The 17,321-nt window shown below is 56.6% G+C and carries 13 protein-coding genes; 8 read left to right on the top strand and 5 right to left on the bottom strand.

All coding sequences use genetic code 11. The features are described 5' to 3' along the window. Positions 1–106: 106 nt before the first annotated feature. From amiA to ampH, 5 genes are all read left to right on the top strand, one after another. The gene (amiA, locus tag AFL22_RS16980; protein ID WP_052271803.1) at positions 107–955 is read left to right on the top strand and encodes an N-acetylmuramoyl-L-alanine amidase AmiA; all 849 of its coding nucleotides are present in this window, start codon (positions 107–109) and stop codon (positions 953–955) included. 100 nt (positions 956–1,055) lie between these two features. Further along, positions 1,056–1,970 carry an oxygen-dependent coproporphyrinogen oxidase gene (gene hemF, locus AFL22_RS16975; protein WP_052271802.1) on the top strand — a complete coding sequence of 305 codons (915 nt, stop codon included), beginning with the start codon at positions 1,056–1,058 and terminating at the stop codon, positions 1,968–1,970. 346 nt (positions 1,971–2,316) lie between these two features. After that, on the top strand, positions 2,317–3,267 hold the full coding sequence (gene tal, locus AFL22_RS16970) for a transaldolase (RefSeq protein WP_010259954.1): 951 nt from the start codon (positions 2,317–2,319) through the stop codon (positions 3,265–3,267). 57 nt (positions 3,268–3,324) lie between these two features. Beyond that, positions 3,325–5,325, top strand: a complete 2,001-nt coding sequence (gene tkt / locus AFL22_RS16965; RefSeq protein ID WP_052271801.1) for a transketolase — start codon at positions 3,325–3,327, stop codon at positions 5,323–5,325. A gap of 256 nt (positions 5,326–5,581) precedes the next feature. Further along, entirely contained in the window at positions 5,582–6,745 is a 1,164-nt protein-coding gene (gene ampH / locus AFL22_RS16960) for a D-alanyl-D-alanine-carboxypeptidase/endopeptidase AmpH (protein WP_010259962.1), read from the top strand. On the opposite strand, the gene AFL22_RS16955 is transcribed toward ampH, so the two are convergent. The 4 genes from AFL22_RS16955 to AFL22_RS16940 all read right to left on the bottom strand — a co-directional run bounded on the left by AFL22_RS16955 (position 6,742) and on the right by AFL22_RS16940 (position 10,773). Then, positions 6,742–7,815, bottom strand: coding sequence for a DUF1176 domain-containing protein (locus AFL22_RS16955; protein ID WP_010259965.1), 1,074 nt, complete (start codon positions 7,813–7,815; stop codon positions 6,742–6,744). The genes ampH and AFL22_RS16955 overlap by 4 nt on opposite strands. A gap of 189 nt (positions 7,816–8,004) precedes the next feature. Then, positions 8,005–8,583, bottom strand: coding sequence for a GDP-mannose pyrophosphatase NudK (nudK, locus tag AFL22_RS16950; protein WP_033788107.1), 579 nt, complete (start codon positions 8,581–8,583; stop codon positions 8,005–8,007). A 142-nt stretch (positions 8,584–8,725) separates the two neighbouring features. After that, a complete protein-coding gene (ansP, locus tag AFL22_RS16945; protein ID WP_010259970.1) occupies positions 8,726–10,222 on the bottom strand; it encodes an L-asparagine permease in 1,497 nt (498 codons plus the stop codon). Between the two features lie 278 nt (positions 10,223–10,500). Beyond that, on the bottom strand, positions 10,501–10,773 hold the full coding sequence (locus AFL22_RS16940) for a DUF1471 domain-containing protein (protein WP_010671356.1): 273 nt from the start codon (positions 10,771–10,773) through the stop codon (positions 10,501–10,503). A 254-nt stretch (positions 10,774–11,027) separates the two neighbouring features. On the opposite strand from AFL22_RS16940, the gene narQ reads away from it, so the two are divergent. The 3 genes from narQ (at position 11,028) to acrD (ending at position 16,767) form a co-directional block, all read left to right on the top strand. Continuing rightward, the gene (gene narQ / locus AFL22_RS16935; RefSeq protein WP_029519734.1) at positions 11,028–12,716 is read left to right on the top strand and encodes a nitrate/nitrite two-component system sensor histidine kinase NarQ; all 1,689 of its coding nucleotides are present in this window, start codon (positions 11,028–11,030) and stop codon (positions 12,714–12,716) included. Positions 12,717–12,853: 137 nt separating this feature from the next. After that, positions 12,854–13,483, top strand: a complete 630-nt coding sequence (gene narL, locus AFL22_RS16930) for a two-component system response regulator NarL (protein WP_010259976.1) — start codon at positions 12,854–12,856, stop codon at positions 13,481–13,483. Between the two features lie 167 nt (positions 13,484–13,650). Further along, on the top strand, positions 13,651–16,767 hold the full coding sequence (gene acrD / locus AFL22_RS16925; protein ID WP_010259979.1) for a multidrug efflux RND transporter permease AcrD: 3,117 nt from the start codon (positions 13,651–13,653) through the stop codon (positions 16,765–16,767). A 105-nt stretch (positions 16,768–16,872) separates the two neighbouring features. On the opposite strand, the gene AFL22_RS24075 is transcribed toward acrD, so the two are convergent. Next, positions 16,873–17,064, bottom strand: a complete 192-nt coding sequence (locus AFL22_RS24075; RefSeq protein WP_010259981.1) for a hypothetical protein — start codon at positions 17,062–17,064, stop codon at positions 16,873–16,875. Between the last annotated feature and the right edge of the window lie 257 nt (positions 17,065–17,321).

The raw sequence follows: 17,321 nt of genomic DNA, 5'->3' as shown, positions 1-17,321 counted from the left end.
GTTCGCGACCTGCAATACAAAGTAATGCCCTGAAATGGTTCTGTGATCGCAGGCAGCAGCCCCTTAGGCTATAACACCGGCAAGATTCCTGTTACCGGACCCGCACATGCACCTGCTTAAACGTTTGATTCATCGCCGTCAGTTACTGCTTTCCGGACTGGCTCTGGCCATTCTATCGCCGCGCGCGGTTCAGGCTAAAGAGCAGTCAGCCCTTACCGTTGCAAATCGTCACTCGCGCCCTGCCCCGCCCGCAAAGAACGGGAAACGTATCGTGATGATCGACCCCGGTCACGGCGGCATCGACTCCGGCGCCGTTGGCGAAGAGGGTTCCGAAGAGAAACACATCGTGCTGGAGATTGCCGGTAACGTGCAACGTCAGCTACAGAGCCATCCGCGCATAGAAGTGCGTCTGACCCGCGACAGCGACCACTTTATTCCGCTCTATCAGCGGGTGGAGATCGCCCACCAGCACGGCGCAGATCTCTTTATGTCGATTCATGCCGACGGTTTTACCAGTCCCGATGCCAGCGGTGCCTCGGTGTTTGCGCTCTCTAATCGCGGTGCCAGTAGCTCGATGGCGCGTTATCTGTCACAGCGGGAGAACGATGCGGATAAGCTGGGTGGCGTGAAAGCGCAGCAGCAGGATCACTATCTGCAGCAGATCCTGTTCGATCTGGTGCAGACGGACACCATCAAAAACAGCCTGACGCTGGGCAAGCATGTACTGGATCAGATCCGCCCGGTTCATCATCTTCACAGCCAGCACACCGAGCAGGCTGCCTTTGCGGTACTCAAGTCACCGTCGATCCCCTCGGTGCTGGTCGAGACCTCCTTTATTACTAATCCGCGTGAAGAGCAGCTGCTCGGCACCACCGCGTTTCGCCAGAAAATCGCCTCGGCTATTGCCAGCGGCATCGTCAATTACTTTGATGAGTTTGATCGGCGCAACGCCTGATGCGTGTCGCCGGTTCAGGCCGTGCGACTCGCCGCACTCATGCAAGCGGCGCGGTTTTGCGTATAATCGCGTCAGACTTTGACAAACCATAAGCGAAAAAATGGCTGATATTTCCCGCGTAAAAGCGTTCCTGCTCGCATTGCAGGATGAGATTTGTAACCAGCTGGCGGCTGAAGATGGCGGCGCAGCGTTTGCCGAAGATAGCTGGCAGCGTCCTGCCGGCGGCGGCGGTCAGAGCCGCGTCCTGCGCAACGGCGCGGTGTTTGAGCAGGCGGGCGTCAACTTTTCGCACGTGCATGGCGATCAGATGCCGGCATCCGCCACTGCACACCGGCCGGAGCTGGCGGGTCGCAGCTTTGAAGCAATGGGCGTGTCGCTGGTGATCCACCCGAACAACCCTTATGTACCTACCAGCCACGCCAACGTGCGCTTTTTTATCGCGGAAAAACCGGGTGCCGATCCCGTCTGGTGGTTTGGTGGCGGATTTGACCTGACCCCTTTTTATGGCTTCGAAGAAGATGCGCTGCACTGGCACCAGACCGCCGCTGACCTCTGCCAGCCTTTTGGCGAGGATGTCTATCCGCGCTATAAAAAGTGGTGTGATGACTATTTCTATCTGAAGCATCGTGATGAGCAGCGCGGCATTGGCGGCCTGTTTTTTGACGATCTCAATACGCCCGACTTTGAGCAGAGCTTCAGCTTTATGCAGGCGGTTGGCCGCGGCTTTATGGATGCCTATCGGCCGATTGTGGCGCGCCGTAAAGCGCACCCGTGGGGCGATCGTGAGCGCCAGTTCCAGCTCTATCGCCGTGGTCGCTACGTGGAGTTTAATCTGGTGTGGGACCGCGGCACGCTGTTTGGTCTGCAGACCGGCGGTCGCACTGAATCGATCCTGATGTCGATGCCCCCGCTGGTGCGCTGGGAATATGATTATCAGCCCGATGCCGACTCGCCTGAAGCCGCCCTCTATCGCGATTTCCTGCCGGTGAAGAACTGGCTGAACCTGCCAGTCTGATCGTTTCTGCCGCTGCAGCGCGGGTCTCAACCCGCGCTGCGCTTACCTCTCGCCTGATCGGCCTCTTCTTTTTTACAGGGCACAGATTGCTACAGTGTGGCCTGCGTCATTCCTCCTGACTGCTATGCTTATGGGTGGAATATGGCGCACCCCACGGTTAACACCGCATGACGGCTCCTTCGCACCGCCTCGCAGCGCAACAATCAGAGAAACCGCATGTTCATCAGAAACTCTCTGTTGCAATGTTATGGGTTCGCGTTCCCGGTAGCAGAACATGCCACAGACCGGCTGCGAGGCCTGAGGTGCCCCCTGTTCGCTTTCATTTTTCTTTTCAAGGAGTTTAGAGATGAACCAGCTAGAAGCCCTAAAACAGTTCACCACCGTGGTGGCGGACAGTGGTGATATCGAATCGATTCGTAATTACCATCCGGAAGACGCCACCACCAACCCCTCACTCATTCTGAAAGCGTCCGGTCTCGAAGGGTATAAGCACCTGATGGATGACGCGATTGAGTACGCCAAAAAACAGGGCGGCAGCAAAGAGACGCAGATTATCAACGCCAGCGACAAAGTGGCGATCAACCTTGGTATGGAAATCCTGAAAAGCATACCGGGCCGTGTTTCGACCGAAGTGGATGCGCGCCTCTCCTTCGATCGTGGCATGTGTGTGACCAAAGCAGAAAAACTGATTCGGATGTATGAAGAGCACGGTATCGATCGCTCACGCGTACTGATTAAGCTGGCCTCGACCTGGGAAGGCATCCGCGCAGCGGAAGAGCTGGAGAAAAACGGCATTCAGTGCAACCTGACACTGCTCTTCTCCTTTGCTCAGGCGCGTGCCTGTGCCGAAGCGGGCGTGTTCCTGATCTCCCCGTTCGTTGGACGCATCTACGACTGGTATAACTCGCGCAAACCCATGGACCCCTACGTGGCAGATGAAGATCCGGGCGTGAAATCCGTGCGTCGCATCTACGATTACTACAAAAAGCATCGTTACAGCACCATCATCATGGGCGCCAGCTTCCGTAAAGTGGAGCAGATTATCGCGCTGGCAGGCTGCGACCGCCTGACCCTGTCACCTAACCTGCTGGAAGAGTTGCAGAACAGTGATGCGCCGCTTGAGCGCAAACTGGAGCCTTCAACTGAAGGTTTCCACCAGCCGTCGCCGCTCTCCGAGGCGGAGTTCCGTTGGGAACATAATCAGGATCCAATGGCAGTTGAAAAACTCTCTGACGGCATCCGCCAGTTCGCGGTTGACCAGCAGAAGCTGGAAGATGTGCTCGCCGCACGCCTGTAGTCTTTATTTTAGTCGGGCGGGACTTTCCCGCCCTGATGCATAACAAGGGAGAACTTTATGTCCTCACGCAGAGAGTTGGCAAACGCGATTCGTGCACTGAGCATGGATGCGGTACAGAAGGCAAATTCAGGCCACCCCGGAGCGCCAATGGGAATGGCCGATATCGCCGAAGTGTTGTGGCGCGACTTCCTCCAGCATAATCCGACCAATCCCGCCTGGCTTGATCGCGACCGCTTTATCCTCTCCAACGGCCACGGCTCGATGCTGCTCTATAGCCTGCTGCACCTGAGCGGTTATGACCTGCCGATTGAAGAGTTGAAAAATTTCCGTCAGCTGCACTCTAAAACGCCAGGTCACCCGGAAATCGGCTACACCCCAGGCGTTGAAACCACCACCGGCCCGCTGGGTCAGGGACTGGCTAACGCCGTGGGCTTAGCCATTGCAGAACGCACGCTGGCCGCGCAGTTTAACCGTCCGGATCATGAGATTGTCGATCACCACACCTATGTGTTTATGGGCGATGGCTGTCTGATGGAAGGCATCTCGCACGAAGTCTGTTCACTGGCGGGGACCCTGGGTCTCGGCAAACTGATCGGCTTCTATGACCATAACGGTATCTCGATCGATGGCGAGACCGAAGGCTGGTTTACTGACGACACCCATAAACGTTTTGAGTCCTACAACTGGCATGTGATTGGCGATATCGACGGCCATGACGCTGATGCCATTCGTGAGGCGATCAAAGAAGCGCAGAGTGTCACCGATAAGCCTTCACTGATTATCTGCCGCACCATTATCGGTTTCGGTTCGCCGAACAAAGCCGGTAAAGAGGAGTCGCACGGCGCGGCGCTGGGTGAGGCAGAAGTTGCCCTGACCCGCAAACAGCTCGGCTGGAACTATCCGGCGTTTGAGATCCCGGCTGAAATCTACCAGCAGTGGGATGCCAAAGCGGCGGGTGCTGAACGTGAAAAAGCCTGGGATGCAAAATTTGCGGCTTACAAAGAAGCCCATCCAGAGCTGGCGAAAGAGTATGAGCGCCGGATGAATGGCGAAATGCCCGCCAACTGGGAAACCGAAGCGACCCGGTTCATTCAGGAGTTGCAGGCTAACCCGCAGAAAATCGCCAGCCGTAAAGCGTCACAAAACTCGCTGGAAGCCTACGGCAAAATGCTGCCGGAGTTCCTCGGCGGTTCTGCTGACCTGGCACCGAGTAACCTCACCATCTGGTCAGGTTCTAAATCGATCAAAGAGGATCCGGCCGGTAACTATATTCACTACGGCGTGCGTGAATTTGGTATGACGGCGATTGGTAACGGTATCGCGCACCATGGCGGTTTCGTTCCCTACACCGCAACCTTCCTGATGTTTGTCGAATATGCGCGAAACGCCGCGCGTATGGCTGCGCTGATGAAGGCACGACAGATTCTGGTCTACACCCATGACTCCATCGGTCTGGGCGAAGATGGCCCGACGCACCAGCCGGTAGAGCAGATCGCCAGCCTGCGTCTGACGCCAAATATGAGCGTATGGCGTCCGTGCGATCAGGTCGAAACGGCCGTAGCGTGGAAAGCCGCCGTCGAACGTCATCACGGCCCGACTGCGCTGATCCTTTCGCGTCAGAATCTGCTGCAGCCGGAACGTACCCCGGAGCAGATCGAAAACATCAAACGCGGCGGCTACGTGCTGAAGGATTGCGACGGCACACCAGAAGTGATTCTGATCGCGACCGGTTCAGAGATTGAGATCACCCTGGGTGCAGCGGATAAGCTCACTTCAGGCGGTCACAAGGTGCGGGTGGTTTCACTGCCTTCTACTGACCTGTTTGATGCGCAGGATGCCGCTTACCGCGAATCCGTACTGCCGAGCGGCGTGAAAGCGCGTGTGGCGGTAGAAGCGGGTATTGCTGACTACTGGTTCAAGTATGTCGGTCTGGACGGTGCGATTGTCGGTATGACCACCTTTGGTGAATCGGCCCCGGCCAGTCAGCTGTTCCCGGAGTTTGGCTTCACGGTCGAGAATATCGTCAGCCACGCTGAAGCATTACTCAAGTCAGTTTAATGCTTATGCCCTTCCCGGCTCACCGGGAAGGGCCATTTCCACTTATAGCCTGATACATAAAAAAAACTCCATTCCCCTCTTCCCGCCCTGCGCAAACTCATTACTATAGAGCCGTCATACTTAATGCTGCCTGTGCGCTGGCTGTCCGTCTGTTCCTGCTGTTGTTCTGCCGGGATAACGCGGTTCTGTCCTGATGCATCCCGATGAGTGAAGGCAGATTTCCTCCGATTTTATAGCGAAGCCACTTCCGTTGAACATGCGCACACCCTATTTACTGGCCCTGATGGTTTCACTGCTTCCATTAAAAAGCATGGCGCAGGTCGCGCCCGATCCGCTGCTGGCCTCTCAGATTGTTGATCGCTATGCGGAACATATCTTTTACGGCAGCGGTGCAACCGGCATGGCACTGGTGGCGATTGATGGTAATCAGCGGGTGTTCGCCAGCTTTGGTGAAACCCGTCCCGGCAACAATGTCCGTCCGCAGAAAGATTCGCTGATTCGCATCGCCTCGCTGAGTAAGCTGATGACCAGTGAAGTGATGGTGAAGCTGGCTGAGCGCGGACAGATCCGCCTCGACGATCCCCTGAGTAAATATGCGCCGCCGGGTTCACGCGTGCCCACCTACAATGGCCAGCCCATTCGCCTGATCAATCTCTCGACCCACACCAGCGGACTGCCGCGCGAACAGCCAGGCGGCAAAGCGCAGCGTCCGGTATTTGTCTGGCCGACCCGTGGTGAACGCTGGGCGTGGCTGTCGCGCGCTAACCTCAAAGCAGCACCGGGCAGCAGTGCCGCCTACTCTAACCTGGGCTACGATCTGCTGGGTGATGCACTGTCGCGCGCCACCGGCAAACCCTATCCGGCGCTGTTTCAGCAGCTGATTACCCGCCCGCTCGGCATGAAGGACACGACGTTTACGCCTTCGCCAGAGCAGTGCGGACGCCTGATGGTGGCGGAAAAAGGGGCCAGTCCGTGCAATAACACCCTGGCGGCGATTGGCAGCGGCGGCGTTTACTCCACGCCGGATGATATGGGCCGCTGGATGCAGCAGTTCCTTAACTCTTCGGTTAACCACCGCACGCCGCAGATCGATCGACTGCAGACGCTGATCTATCGTCGCGATCAGCTGAGCAAAGTAGAAGGCATGGATGTGCCGGGTAAAGCGGATGCGCTGGGGATGGGCTGGGTCTTTATGGGGCCGAAAAATGGTCGCCCTGGCATTATTCAGAAAACCGGCGGCGGCGGCGGTTTCATCACCTATATGGCGATGGTGCCGCAGCATAACGTGGGGGTATTTGTGGTGGTGACCCGCTCGCCGCTGACCCGCTTTACGCCAATGAGCGACGGCGTGAATAATATGCTGGCCGAACTGGTCGGCAATCAGCTTGGCTCACCGATGATGGTGCAGGCGATTCGTTAACGCTGCTGTACGCCACCGTCAGACTGGCTGACCCACAGGGTTGGCCAGTCATCACTGCTGTGCCAGGCGTCACAGGTCGACTCCTCCGCATACTCCGCTAACACAAAACGCGTGCCATCAAACTGCCAGCGAGTGGCACTGCCGCAGTCACCCAACCCACGTCCTTTACCAAAGGTGTAGAGCTGGCCGCTGGCCGCATCATATTCGGCGTTAATCAGCTCAAGCTGTCGGTCACTGGCACCTGGTGGGGTAAACGGCAGAGTTAAGGTGATGCCGCGCGCGACATACGGCTGGCTGCGCGTCACTTCAAACGCCAGATCGATCACGTTATAAGCCCCCATTTCACAACTCACCAGCAGCAGCGCGCGCTGATCGGTGAGTGGCGCCACGCTGACTTCACGGCGCAGTGGATCGAGTGAGCAGGAGTCGGTATTGACCCGCCAGGTGCCGTAATCAATTAATCCGCTGGTCTCATCGCGCGTCAATGCCGCGGGTGGCTCGACAGCAGGCGGCAGTGGCGGCAGCGCAGGCGGCGGCGGAACATCCCAGCTGGCGCGATCGCCACGTTTAACCCATGCGCTCATGCTGTTGACCCGCCCCTGGGTGTCATCCATCAGCAACAGCGCGGCCTTCATACCGCGCAGGGAGATCAGCGCATTGGGATCGAAAGTGAGCTGAAGGGTTTTCGCCTCCATCACCAGATCAAGAAACTCATCAATTGCGATGGCATTGCTGGTGGCGAGATGATGCGGTTCAACCGTCCAGTGTTTGAGGTCGGGTTTCAGACGGCGCTGATCCAGTAGCAGGTTATCCTGAAGCGAACCGCCAGGCAGCGCGCCACTGTAGGCACTGCCGTAGTCGATTCGCAGCAAGGGGCGATCGTTGACGCCCGCATGCCGCGAAATCGTCATCACTAACCCTTTGTCGCCCGGAATATTGCGCGCCACGCAAAAGGCTTCATTGTTGCAGGTGATTTGCCAGTCGTTGAATGACTTTTGCAACGGTTCCGCCTGAACACAGGCAACCCACAGAGACGGCAACAGCCACAGCGATTTCATCCAATACGACATTAAGAAAATCGATCCCCGAATACCCAGAGTGGAGAGGATAGCGCATCAACGGGCCTGCCAGGGTTCCCATTCTGTGAACCTGTGCAAAAAGCGCAGTTAACTGCTTAAAAAGCGTGCATGAAAAGTGGATTATGCTTCACTTTCCACGCTCAACGCCGTCACGCTGCAACAGGCTAACTGCATGATTTTTTATGGTATCAGCCAGCCAGCAATCTGCGCATGCTGCAACAGCATGACGGTTTTGCCGTCGCGAATGCGGCCATCGGCGACCATTGCCAGTGCATCAGGGAAAGGCAGTTCCAGCACGTCGATCGACTCATCTTCAACGCCGCCGCCCGCATTGTCGCGCAGCGATTCATTATATTCCGCCGCGAAAAAGTGGATCAATTCAGTGACGCCGCCCGGCGACATATAGCAGGAATAGAGTTTCTCCACCTCGCCCACCGCATAACCGGTCTCTTCAATCGCCTCTTTGCGAATGCAATCTTCCGGAGAGTCGTCGTCCAGCAAGCCGGCACAGGCTTCAATTAACATGCCGCCCTCGTTACCGTTGACGTAAGTGGCGATACGGAACTGGCGCGTCAGGACCACGCTGTTCTTTTCGCGGTTATAGAGCAGGATGGTCGCCCCGTTTCCACGATCGTAGACTTCGCGTTTATGGCGGATAACCTCGCCACGATGATCGGTAATCTCATAGGTGTAGTTACGCAGCACAAACCAGTTTTCGGACAGGAGCTTATCTTTGATGATGTTGATCTTAAACGACATGAGGACTCCGCTACCGCATAAAGGGAGCCTTTCATCATAGGGGCAAGCTTGCGGGAAAACTATCTTAATTCTCGCGGTGAATGAGGCGGTTTACGCCAAAAAAAAACCAGCCCGAAGGCTGGCCTGATTGCTGCAGCGCTAATCAGCGTGAGGTGTCGTCAGCCAGTCGGGTCGGCTGAGGCTCCTCTTCGTGATGATCCTGTTCGGTCTCAGCTATGGCGTGAACACGTTTACGCACGCCAAACCATCCCAGCACCAGCAATACCGCGATAAGCGGAATGGAGGCGATGGTGTAAGTCCCGTTCGGGTAGTCAAACGCCATCAGCACCAGCACGCTGAACAGGAACAGCAGCGTCAGCCATGAGGTAAACGGCGCGCCTGGCAGCTTGAAGCTGACATCATCCGCCTTGCCCTCTTTAATCGCTTTGCGCAGACGCAGCTGACAAACCACGATAAAGGCCCAGGAGGAGATAATCCCCAGCGAGGCGACGTTCAGGACGATCTCAAACACCTGAGAAGGCACATAGTAGTTAAGCACCACACCAATCACATAGACGGCGATGGTCACCAGAATACCGGCATAAGGCACCTGCTGACCGTTCATCTTAGACATGAATTTCGGTGCAGAGCCACCCATCGACATGGAGCGCAGAATACGCCCGGTTGAGTAGAGGCCCGAGTTCAGGCTGGAGAGCGCCGCACTCAGCACCACGATATTCATGATGCTGCCAACGTAAGGCACGCCCAGCTTCGAGAAGAAGGTAACAAACGGACTCTGACCCGCCTGATAGGCGTTCCACGGCAGCAGCAGCACCAGCAGGACCACGGAGCCAACGTAGAACAGGCCGATACGCCAGATCACGCTGTTGATCGCTTTCGGCAGCATGGTTTTCGGGTCTTTACATTCGCCGGCCGCCGTACCTACCAGTTCGATAGAGGCAAAGGCGAACACCACACCCTGAATCAGCACCAGCGCAGGCAGTAAGCCGTGCGGGAACATGCCACCGTTATCGGTGATCAGATGGAAGCCGGTGCTGTTGCCATCCAGCGGTTTGCCGGTGCCAAGGAACACCACGCCCACCACCAGGAAGATCACAATTGCCAGCACTTTCACCAGCGCGAACCAGAACTCCATCTCGGCAAACCACTTTACGCCGATCATGTTCATGGTGCCGACAATCGCCAGCGCGCCCAGGGCGAACACCCACTGTGGCACATCACCAAATGCGCCCCAGTAGTGCATGTAGAGCGCGACGGCGGTGATATCGACGATGCCGGTCATTGCCCAGTTGACGAAGTACATCCAGCCCGCCACGTAGGAGGCTTTCTCACCCAGAAATTCACGGGCGTAGGAGACGAAGCTGCCGCTGCTGGGACGGTGTAACACCAGTTCGCCCAGCGCACGCAGAATAAAGAAGGAGAAGATGCCACACACCAGATAGATGATGGCTAAGGCGGGGCCAGCAGCCTGCAAACGGCCACCTGCGCCCAGGAACAAACCGGTACCGATGGCACCGCCGATCGCAATCATCTGTACGTGACGGTTACCCATCGCCTTCTGGTAGCCGGCGTCATGAGAGTTGAGCCAGCGTCGTTTCGCAGCGCGCATCTCGCCTGGGGTTTTGTTTTTAGATTTCATAGCATTCCTGTTTGTCCTGACTATCAGTCGTCGCCCCCATTTCAGGCGTAATGCCCTGTGAAATGGGGTATTTTCCTCTGTGCGTTTGCCTGTGAGTGAGTGCCAGGCAGCGCGGGAATTTACGGCGATGAATCCTACCCGTTCTGCAAGAACGAAGCAAAATATACCGGGCAGATGCACAGGCTGATTTGTAAGAATCCATCCTGATGCACAAAAACAAAAAAACCGGCCATTTTCAGGCCGGTAAAAGCTACAGGGATGGAAACAGGAGGGTTGGGTTAGCGATAAATCTCTGCGGTGCCGCTCCACAGGCTGGAGTCGCCTGGGTTATCGACACCGATAACGCGGTAATGGCTGGCGCCCATCTCTTCCGCTTTTTGCGACAGCTGGCGATTCGCATCGTCCAGCGAGCCGCGAACACCGGAGACCGAAACGCTACCGATGCTCTGCATACTCTGCGCCTGCGACTGATCGACCGGCGCGGCGGCGAAAGTGGCAAATGAGGCGGTAGCCAGTAATGCGCCCGCCAGGACAGCATTCAGCTTTTTCATTGGATGCTCCTTAATCTGTGATCGGGGTTGAGTTGATGACTGGATGAATTATTAGCGCTGCAATGAAAAGCAACATCGGGACGATGTAAACCTGTTCCTTTTTTAAGCGTTGAACAGCAGCACGTCCTGGGAACTGTCAGTTGCGGTCATTTTATGTGCGATGTGTAACGTCCTGTGCGATAAACAGGGAATGGATCATTTGCGTTACGTTAATGCGCTCTTATAATTCCCGCACTTTCAACAGGGCCATTCATGTGATTGTTAAACGTTCCGTAACTCAAAGCATCGCTCAGGCGCTCAGCGCCATTGTCCTGCTGTCGCTGCTCACCACCGGTCTGGCATTAGTCACGCTCCTGAGCAGCCAGCGCGACGCGGAGGCGATCAATCTGGCGGGTTCACTGCGCATGCAGAGCTATCGCATGGCCTGGGATGCCAGCCGTCAGCCGCAAAATCTGGCTCATCATCTGGCGCGCTATCAGCAAACGCTGGATGCCCCGGTGCTGCAGAAACTTGATCGGCCCTGGGTACCCCGTGAAGTAAGTGTTCGCTATCAACGGCTGCGTGCCGCCTGGCCCTCGCTGCAGCAACAGTTGCAACAGGGCGATACCGTGGCTTATCAGCAGCAGGTGCCGATCTACGTCGGTGAAATCGATCGCTTTGTGCTGGGTCTGCAACGCTATACCGAGTTGAAAATGCATCTGGTGGCCGCCAGCAGCCTGGTGGGGGTCATTGCGATTGTGGCGCTGGCACTGATGACGATTCGTTTTACCCGACTGCAGGTGGTGCGCCCGCTTAATGCGCTGGTCACCGCCAGTCGCTACGTAGAGAGCGGCAACTTTGCTTTTCCGCCGCTGCATGTTGAGCAGCAGAATGAACTGCGGGTGCTGTCGCATGCCTTCAGCGGCATGGCGGCACGGCTGCATTCGCACTACCAGCTGCTGGAAAGCACGGTGCGCGCCAAAACAGAAGATTTAACCCAGGCTAATCGCACGCTGTCGCTACTCTATGACAGCTCACAAATGCTGACCGCCAGCCCGCTGCATCCGGCACTGTTTGAAGCCGTGTTAACCAATGTACTGACGCGCGAGAAACTGACGGCGATCCGGCTCGACAGTGACCAGTTTCAGTTTCGCGCCGGTGATGATCAGGCTGCCGGTCAGTGGCAACGTCTGCCGTTACAGCAGGACGAGCAGCAGATTGGCGAGCTGCGCTGGCAGACAGCTGGTGCCTCGCCTCCGGATGAACTGATGCGCAGCCTGGCGGCGATGCTGGGACGGGCTATCTGGATCTGGCAGGCACAGCAGCAGTATCAGCAGATGCTGCTGATTGAAGAGCGCACGACCATTGCCCGGGAATTACATGACTCGCTGGCGCAGTCGCTCTCGTTTTTACGCATTCAGCTGACCCTGCTGCGCCGCGCCGTTGATAAAGACGATAGCGCCGCCCATACCATTATCGCGGACTTCGATCAGGCGCTGGCCGAGGCCTATCGTCAGCTGCGTGAGCTGCTGACCACCTTCCGTCTGACCATTGAGCAGGCGGATCTGGTGGCGGCCATGCAGGCGATGATCGCCTCGCTGCAGGAGAAGAGCAGCGCAGAGATACACTTTAACTATCAGACCGGCCTGCAGAGTCTGGAAGCACAACAGCAGGTGCACGTGTTGCAGATCGTCCGTGAGGCGCTGCTGAATGCGATTCGTCACGCCAGTGCGCAGGTTATCCGGGTGGATTATCAGCACAGTGAAAAAGGTGAGCACTTACTGACGATTACGGATGATGGCGTGGGGATGAACAGCACAGACGAACCGCCGGGCCATTACGGCCTGACTATTATGGCGGAGCGCGCTCAGCGCCTGAGCGGCCATCTGACCCTCCACGCACAGCCACGGGGTACCAGGGTGGAGTTGCGCTTTCCACCGCAACCGGCGCGCCCGCTGGAATAGCAGGCCAGAGCGGGTATTAATTTATTAAAATAATCTATCGGTTTGCGACCGCGGGCTATTCGATACAGAACAGGGTGTTGTCCCTGAACAATACCGTCTGATCTGCCGCAGTCTGAAACCTATGAAACGGAGAAAATATGCAACAGCCCGCATTAACATTGATGATTGTGGATGACCACCCGCTGATGCGCCGCGGTGTCCGTCAGCTGCTGGCGCTGGATCCCCGGCTGGAGGTGATCGCCGAAGCCAGCAACGGCACTGAAGCGCTGGCGGAGGCCCGCCATCAGGAACCGGACATCATTCTGCTCGACCTGAATATGAAAGGCATGTCCGGACTGGATACGCTGAAGGCGCTGCGCCATGAAGGGATCAGTTCTCGCATTCTGGTACTGACCGTTTCTGACGCCCGCAGCGATATTTTTGCCATGGTGGATGCCGGTGCTGACGGCTATCTGCTCAAGGACAGCGAGCCGGAGGTCCTGCTGGCGCATATCCTGCAGGCATCACGAGGCGAAAAGGTCTTCAGCGAGGGCGTCACCCGCTATCTGGCTAATCGCCAGCACAGTGCCGATCCTCTGCGTCAGCTCACAGAGCGCGAACGGGATGTGCTGCAGGAAGTGGCGCGTGGCCTGTCGAATAAAGAGGTTGCCGCTATTCTGCATATCTCTGAAGAGACGGTAAAAGTGCACATTCGTAACCTGCTGCGGAAACTGGATGTCCGCTCACGCGTCGCCGCCACGGTGATGTGGCTTGAAAGCCGCAAATAGCCAACGAATTTACATTTTCTCCTCAATTTCTCCACGATTTCCCCCGCTGCCGCACGTAGAGTAAACGGCGGCGGAGAATCATGGCAAAGACCCGCCGAGTTTCCTGCCAGAGCGCCCGTTGCTGGTGGGCCTGACCAACGATAAAAGTAGTGAGGAGTGTCGATTTAATGTCGAATTTCTTTATCGACCGCCCTATCTTTGCCTGGGTTCTGGCGATTCTGCTGTGCCTGTGTGGCACGCTTTCGATTATTTCGCTGCCTATTGAACAGTACCCCGATCTGGCACCGCCCAACGTGCGCATCACCGCTAACTATCCGGGCGCATCCGCCCAGACGCTGGAAAACACCGTTACCCAGGTGATCGAGCAGAACATGACCGGCATCGATAATCTGATGTACATGTCCTCTAACAGCAGCAACACCGGCCAGGCACAGATCACCCTCACCTTTACCGCCGGGACCAATCCCGATGAAGCCCGTCAGCAGGTACAGAACCAGCTGCAATCCGCACTGCGCAAATTGCCACAGGCGGTGCAGTCGCAGGGTGTGACCGTCAATAAAACCGGTGACAGTAATATTCTGATGGTGGCATTCGTTTCAACCGACGGCAGCATGGATAAGCAGGATATTTCAGACTATGTCGCCAGTAATATTCAGGATCCGCTAAGCCGTATTGATGGCGTCGGCCAGGTTGACGCTTACGGCTCGCAATATGCGATGCGTATCTGGCTCGATCCCAATAAACTGATCGCCTATTCGCTGACCACGGAAGATGTGGTCAGTGCGATCCAGTCGCAGAACACACAGGTTGCCGTGGGTCAGGTGGGTGGCCTGCCGTCGGTAGAGAAACAGGCGCTTAACGCTACGGTCAACGCCCAGTCGATGCTGCAGACCCCTGAGCAGTTCCGGGCGATTACCCTGAAGAACAATCCCGATGGTTCGGTGGTGACGCTGGGCGATGTCGCCAGCGTGGCGCTGGGCGCTGAGAAGTATGATTATCTGAGTCGTTACAACGGCCAGCCCGCGTCAGGCCTGGGGGTGAAGCTGGCATCCGGTGCTAACGAGATGAACACCGATAAGCTGGTGCGGGCGCGCATTGAGGAGCTGTCCCACTACTTCCCGCACGGTCTGGAAGCAAAAATCGCCTATGAAACCTCCCCTTTCGTTAAAGCGTCAATCACCGATGTGGTGAAGACGTTGCTGGAGGCGATTGTGCTGGTATTTGGCGTGATGTACCTGTTTATGCAGAACTTCCGCGCCACCTTAATTCCTACTATTGCAGTGCCGGTGGTACTGTTCGGCACCTTCAGCGTGCTCTATGCCTGCGGGTTCAGCATCAATACCCTGACCATGTTTGCCATGGTGCTGGCAATCGGGCTGCTGGTGGATGATGCCATCGTGGTGGTGGAAAACGTTGAACGTATCATGCATGAAGAGGGACTCTCGCCGCGTGCCGCCACTCGAAAATCGATGGGCCAGATTCAGGGCGCGCTGGTGGGTATCGCGCTGGTGCTCTCTGCGGTGTTTGTGCCGATGGCGTTTTTCGGCGGCACCGTCGGCGCCATTTACCGCCAGTTCTCAATTACCATTGTGTCGGCGATGGTGCTGTCGGTACTGGTGGCGATGATCCTGACACCGGCGCTCTGTGCCACGCTGCTCAAACCCGTGGCGCAGGGCGAGCAGCCTGAGCGTCGCGGCTTCTTCGGCTGGTTCAATCGTCACTTTAATCGCAATGCTGACCGCTACGAGCGCGGGGTCGCGGGTATCCTGCGCAAGGGCGGTCGCTGGCTGCTGCTCTATCTCGGCATCATCGGCCTGATGGCCTTTCTGTTTCTGCGTCTGCCGACGTCGTTTCTGCCGCTGGAAGATCGCGGCGTATTCCTGACGCAGGTTCAGCTTCCGGCAGGCGCGACGCTTGAGCAAACTGCCAGCGTCGTCGCCAAAGTTGAAAACTATTATCTCACCGAGGAGAAGGCCAACGTGCTGTCGGTCTTCTCCACCATCGGCGCAGGTCCGGGCGGCAATGGACAAAACGTGGCGCGTCTGTTTGTGCGGCTCAAAGACTGGGAAGCGCGGCCCGGTGCCGATCGCACCTCGTTCGCGATTATCGAGCGCGCGACGAAGGCATTCCAGAAGATCAAAGAGGGTCGGGTGATTGCCAGCAGTCCGCCAGCCATCACCGGCATGGGCAGCAGCTCCGGCTTTGACCTGCAACTGCAGGATCACGCGGGCGTCGGTCATACCCAACTGATGGCGATGCGTGACAAACTGCTGGAGATGGCGGGCAATGACAACGCGCTGTCGCGGGTACGGCACAATGGACTGGATGACAGCCCGCAGCTGCAGATCGATGTTGATGCACGTAAAGCGCAGGCGCTGGGCGTGTCGCTGGATACCATCAACGACACTCTGACCACCGCGTGGGGTTCCAGCTACGTGAATGACTTCCTGGATCGTGGCCGGGTGAAGAAGGTCTATGTACAGGCTGCCGCTGAATTCCGCATGCTGCCAGACGACATCAACAAATGGTACGTGCGCAATAGCAGCGGCAAAATGGTGCCCTTCTCCGCGTTTGCCACCAGCCGCTGGGAGACCGGTTCCCCACGTCTTGAACGCTACAACGGCTATTCGTCGCTGGAGATTGTCGGCGAAGCGGCCAGTGGCGTCAGCAGCGGCACGGCGATGGATGAGATGGAAAAACTGGTTAATGCCCTGCCCCTGGGCGTCGGGTTCCAGTGGACCGGTGCCTCTTATCAGGAGCGGCTCTCCGGTTCGCAGGCGCCGGCACTTTATGCGATTTCGCTGCTGGTGGTCTTTCTCTGCCTTGCCGCGCTGTATGAAAGCTGGTCGATCCCGTTCTCGGTGATGCTGGTAGTGCCGCTGGGCGTGGTCGGCGCGCTAATCGCCACCTGGATGCGTGGGCTGGAAAATGACGTCTATTTCCAGGTTGGCCTGCTGACAGTAGTGGGGTTATCCGCCAAAAACGCCATCCTGATTGTAGAATTTGCTAATGAGATCAACAGCCGTGGACGCGAGCTGGTGGAATCTACGCTGGAGGCATCGCGTCAGCGCCTGCGGCCGATTCTGATGACCTCACTGGCCTTTATCTTTGGTGTACTGCCCATGGCGATCAGCAGCGGTGCAGGCTCCGGCAGCCAGCATGCCGTAGGAACCGGTGTGATGGGCGGAATGATCTCTGCCACACTGCTGGCGATCTTTTTTGTGCCGCTGTTCTTTGTGCTGGTACGCCGCCGCTTCCCGCTCAAAGAGAAGCCGCTCGACTAAGTAGAGGCGCAAATAAAAAGCGGTCACTGATATCAGTGGCCGCCTTATTTCTGTGTGTGGTAAGAATTCCAGCAAGCGGGATTAACCTGCTTTTTTCTTCGCGCGTTACTTGTTGCGTAACATCGCTTCGATAAATTCTTTCCAGGTTCCCATTTCGGTGTCAATCATAATGCCCTCTCTTATTGTGCTGGCAATGTTACGCTCTTTTTTTATACAGGTGAATACGTTTACACCTGTTATATCTATCGGCATACGCCATAAAAACATGAATGTTGCTGGTTTTGCAAGCTGACGCACACTTCAGCAACTCCTTAACCCCGTTGAAAATAATTTATTTTAAACCCAGCGGTAGACTATTTTATCAACATGGCGAAATTCCTAAGCTCTTATTGATAAGCAGGGTAATGGTTAGCTGCGAAATTGATAGCGTTTACCCGATGCCGGACGATGACCTTGCTGCCGTGCTCTGTGGCCCGATTCCCGCGCCTGTGCAGATGCCGCAACGGATCACACTATGGTAAACTCGCACTTTGGCTGCTTTTTTCAGCTTTCAC

Origin of the sequence: Pantoea sp. CFSAN033090 (genome assembly GCF_001264395.1) — a bacterium.
In the GTDB taxonomy this organism is placed as follows: Bacteria; Pseudomonadota; Gammaproteobacteria; order Enterobacterales; family Enterobacteriaceae; genus Pantoea; species Pantoea agglomerans.
Note: the sequence above shows the minus strand (reverse complement) of the source record. Positions and strands in the feature narration are given on the sequence as shown.

Coding starts and splice junctions, on each gene's coding strand:
- amiA (WP_052271803.1), top strand. CDS start 107: ATGCACCTGCTTAAACGTTTGATTCATCGCCGTCAGTTACTGCTTTCC.
- hemF (WP_052271802.1), top strand. CDS start 1,056: ATGGCTGATATTTCCCGCGTAAAAGCGTTCCTGCTCGCATTGCAGGAT.
- tal (WP_010259954.1), top strand. CDS start 2,317: ATGAACCAGCTAGAAGCCCTAAAACAGTTCACCACCGTGGTGGCGGAC.
- tkt (WP_052271801.1), top strand. CDS start 3,325: ATGTCCTCACGCAGAGAGTTGGCAAACGCGATTCGTGCACTGAGCATG.
- ampH (WP_010259962.1), top strand. CDS start 5,582: ATGCGCACACCCTATTTACTGGCCCTGATGGTTTCACTGCTTCCATTA.
- AFL22_RS16955 (WP_010259965.1), bottom strand. CDS start 7,815: ATGTCGTATTGGATGAAATCGCTGTGGCTGTTGCCGTCTCTGTGGGTT.
- nudK (WP_033788107.1), bottom strand. CDS start 8,583: ATGTCGTTTAAGATCAACATCATCAAAGATAAGCTCCTGTCCGAAAAC.
- ansP (WP_010259970.1), bottom strand. CDS start 10,222: ATGAAATCTAAAAACAAAACCCCAGGCGAGATGCGCGCTGCGAAACGA.
- AFL22_RS16940 (WP_010671356.1), bottom strand. CDS start 10,773: ATGAAAAAGCTGAATGCTGTCCTGGCGGGCGCATTACTGGCTACCGCC.
- narL (WP_010259976.1), top strand. CDS start 12,854: ATGCAACAGCCCGCATTAACATTGATGATTGTGGATGACCACCCGCTG.
- acrD (WP_010259979.1), top strand. CDS start 13,651: ATGTCGAATTTCTTTATCGACCGCCCTATCTTTGCCTGGGTTCTGGCG.